At 60.9% G+C, this 3,161-nt stretch carries 4 protein-coding genes; all 4 read right to left on the reverse strand.

The genetic code is table 11. The annotated features are described in order from the left end of the window. On the reverse strand, positions 1-266 hold a 266-nt coding region (locus NW837_RS13960), incomplete at its 3' end, for a hypothetical protein (RefSeq protein ID WP_414332204.1). Positions 267-277: 11 nt separating this feature from the next. After that, positions 278-1,933: an ABC1 kinase family protein gene (locus NW837_RS13965; RefSeq protein ID WP_414332205.1), complete on the reverse strand. Its 1,656-nt coding sequence runs from the start codon at positions 1,931-1,933 to the stop codon at positions 278-280. Positions 1,934-1,978: 45 nt separating this feature from the next. Then, positions 1,979-2,560, reverse strand: coding sequence for a peroxiredoxin family protein (locus NW837_RS13970; protein WP_414332206.1), 582 nt, complete (start codon positions 2,558-2,560; stop codon positions 1,979-1,981). A gap of 37 nt (positions 2,561-2,597) precedes the next feature. Next, on the reverse strand, positions 2,598-3,035 hold the full coding sequence (locus NW837_RS13975; protein WP_414332207.1) for an SRPBCC family protein: 438 nt from the start codon (positions 3,033-3,035) through the stop codon (positions 2,598-2,600). Between the last annotated feature and the right edge of the window lie 126 nt (positions 3,036-3,161).

The following is a 3,161-nucleotide window of genomic DNA, read 5'->3' on the forward strand; positions in this document are numbered from 1 at the left end:
CCACCCCTATTAAACCCAAGCAGGGCAAGGAATGCAAGACCCATTTGCGAGGGATCCGGAAAAAAGTCGGCAAAAAGAGTTTTGGCGAGGGGGTTTTGGGGCCGGAAAGCCTTGTGGCGCAAGGCGTCGAGGGATCGAACGAAAGAATCGGCCTTTGCGGCTTTTGGCGGATCGCTCGCGGAGGCGTTGATACCGTTTTGGTGTTCTTTTGGAAACATCGAGATCCAGACAAGGGCAGTAGGGCCCTGAGTCCACTGATGAGCCAACCTCAGCCAATCTAGCCGCGCAGGCGACCGGAGCGCAGGATGCTGATGACGAGCCACAGCCCCAACAGGCTGGCTGCCCCGAAGAGGAGTTCGCTCAGCCCAAAGACCTGGAAGCGCTGCGTCTGAGCCGAGATGATGGCAGCTCCGACGATTAGAGAGCCGACCACAATGCTGTAGGAAAGGCGGTTGGCCGACTGATCCAGGCTGCTGCGGATCCCGTCCAGCTCTTGGATGGTCAAGTTCCAGCGCTGGGTTTCCGAGGTGATGCGGCTGAGCAGCAGCTCCATCTGGCGCGGCGATTGCAGAGAGAGATTTTTCAAATCCAAAGCCGTGCGCAGCAGCGAAGGCAGAGGGGCCTCCCCCAGCAATTGCGCCCGAAACACATCCGCCATCAGGGGGCGAAGCTGCTCCGGCAGGTTGTAGTCGGGGGTGAGCTGGCGGGCGATCCCTTCCAAATTGGCCAGCGCCTTGGCACAGAGGCCCAAATTGCCGGGAATGCGGATCTGGTTGCGCCGGGCCGCCTGCAGGATCTCAGAAAAGAGCTGGCTGAAGTTGAGCTCCGCAATGCTCAGGGCGTAGTACTGCCGCAGAAGGCGCTCGTAGTCGCTTTGGAGCTGGGCCAAGCTAACAGTCTGATCCCGCAAGCGGGCCGTGGATCTTTCCGGCAGGGCCAACTCCAGGGTCAATTCGGCACAGCGCTGGGCATCGAGGCTGACAATGGCCAGCATCAGCTCCAGCAGAATCTGCTGCGTACGCGGATCCAGCCGCCCAATCATGCCGCAATCCAGCAGGGCCACGCGACCGGATCCCAAGTAAAAGAGGTTGCCGGGGTGGGGATCGGCGTGGAAATAGCCATCAATGCAGATCTGCTGGAAAAAAGCGCGGGTCAAGAGGCGGGCGATGTTTTCCGGGTCCGCGTCGCTGCGATCCGCCTCCAACAGGGGCCGGCCCTCGATCCACTCCAGCGTCAACACCTTTGGCGTAGTGAGAGGCCAATGGATGCGCGGCACCACCAGTTGGGCCGGATCAAACCAACGCCCCCTTTGCAACTGTTGGCGGAGCTGCTCGGTGTGGCGGGCCTCTTGGGTAAAGTCCAGCTCTGCTTGAATGGCCCGGCAGAACTCATCCGCCAAGGCCACCACATCTGCCAACCTGCCGAACTCCGTTTGCGCCACCAGCTCGGCAATGCCCCGGATTAGCCGCGTATCCCGCTCCACCACCGCCTCCAGCCCGGGCCGCTGGATCTTGAGGGCCACCCACTCGCCGCTGACCAGACAAGCCCGATGGACCTGGGCAATGGATCCCGCCGCAACCGACTCTGTGTCCAGGCTGCTGAACACCTGCTCCAACGGCTGCCGCAACTGCTGCCGCAGCAGGATCTCCACCGTATTCCAGGGAACAGGAGGTACGTCGGCCTGCAGAGTGCTGAGGGCCTCGATGTACTCTCGCGGCAACAGGTCCGGACGGGTGCTCAGCAGCTGGCCTAGCTTGACATAGACCGGCCCCAGATCCACCAAAATGTTGCGCAGCACCATTGGGGGGGGCAGTTGGGGTTCCCCAGCCTTGCCAAAAGAGAGCAAGCGGCGCATGTAGTCCCAACCGTGGCGCAAAACCACCTCCAGGATCTCGGCCTGACGCGCCCCACTCTGGGCCAGACGGGCAAACATCGCAGTCTCTCTCCCTGGAAGTCCAATGGCAGAGAAGCCCGATCCCTAGAAAAAGGGGATAGGGGCCACCCTACGGGTTCCATCCCAGCCGGTTTGCAGCCCCTCCCGCAACACCCGCAGCACCTCATCGGTATCGGCATTGGGCTGGGCAAAGGAGAAAACATGCTTGAAGCGCAGTTTGCCCTCCCGATCCACAACGAACTGGGCCGGCAGAGGCGCTCCCAAAGCTTGGCCAACCCCATAGAGGCGGAAGGTTTTGCACTCGGGATCCACCAGCAGCGGGTAAGGCAGCTGCAGGTCTGCTTGAATCTGCTGGCTTTGAACCGGATCAGTGCTGGTGACCATCAGCAGCTCCGCCCCCAGAGCTTGGATCTCCCTGTAGCGGGCTTTCAGCTCTTGGATGTGGGGGTAGCAAAAGGGGCAAAAAAGCTTTTCGGTGAAGATACGAGTAAAAGCCAGAACCACCGGCTTTTGGCCGCGGTAGTCCGATAGCCGCACGGGATCCCCTTGCACGCGCGGCAGCTCAAAATCGGGGGCAATCTGGCCGATTTCCAGAGAAGTGTTGGCTGGTTGGGGGATGAAGTTGTCGGCAAAGCGACGGTTAAACAGTCCGCTGTTGCTGGTCATTGCAGTTTTTTACGTTTCTTTACTACTTGCCACCAGCCTAACCCAAAGCCTCGGCCACTGCCTTCAGCCGTCGGAGCTGGGCCCGCATATCCTGCTGGGTCGGCCCTGCTGCCAACAGGTAAAACCCTGCCGCCACCCAGGGATTGGGGATGCGGAAGTCGAAGCAATTGACCAGGAGGGTACCCTCCGGCTGGGGATGGCACTCCCAGCGGTCGGTTCCTTCAAAAAACCCCTCAAACTGCCACTGCACCAAGCCTTCTGCCCGCTCTGTAATCACGCAATCCAAGCTGGGGGATACAAACGGCAAGCGAAGGAAAAAGCGGTAGCGGCTGCCCAATTCCGCCAGAGGGGATCCCACCGCCTCACAGCCCAACAGCGGGTTGAGCCAGCGCTTCATCAACTCCAGGTCGGTGAGGCAGCGATCCACCTGGGCCACGCTGGCCGCAATCGGAATTGACTGGGTGTAGACAGGCATCCTCAGGGGGAAGTTGGGGGAGCGAGCTTGGCCGCAGAGAGGTCTTCTGCCGTGGCAGAGGGGGATACGGTGCTCAGCAAAATCAAGATATCGCGATATTCCACCTGATCCGGCCCGCGACGGGGG

Origin of the sequence: Synechococcus sp. R6-10 (assembly GCF_047461815.1) — a bacterium.
Taxonomy (GTDB): Bacteria; Cyanobacteriota; Cyanobacteriia; order Thermostichales; family Thermostichaceae; genus Thermostichus.

Excerpts from the sequence above, each read along its gene's own strand:
- NW837_RS13970 (WP_414332206.1), bottom strand. The coding sequence starts at position 2,560 with ATGACCAGCAACAGCGGACTGTTTAACCGTCGCTTTGCCGACAACTTC.
- NW837_RS13975 (WP_414332207.1), bottom strand. The coding sequence starts at position 3,035 with ATGCCTGTCTACACCCAGTCAATTCCGATTGCGGCCAGCGTGGCCCAG.
- NW837_RS13965 (WP_414332205.1), bottom strand. The coding sequence starts at position 1,933 with ATGTTTGCCCGTCTGGCCCAGAGTGGGGCGCGTCAGGCCGAGATCCTG.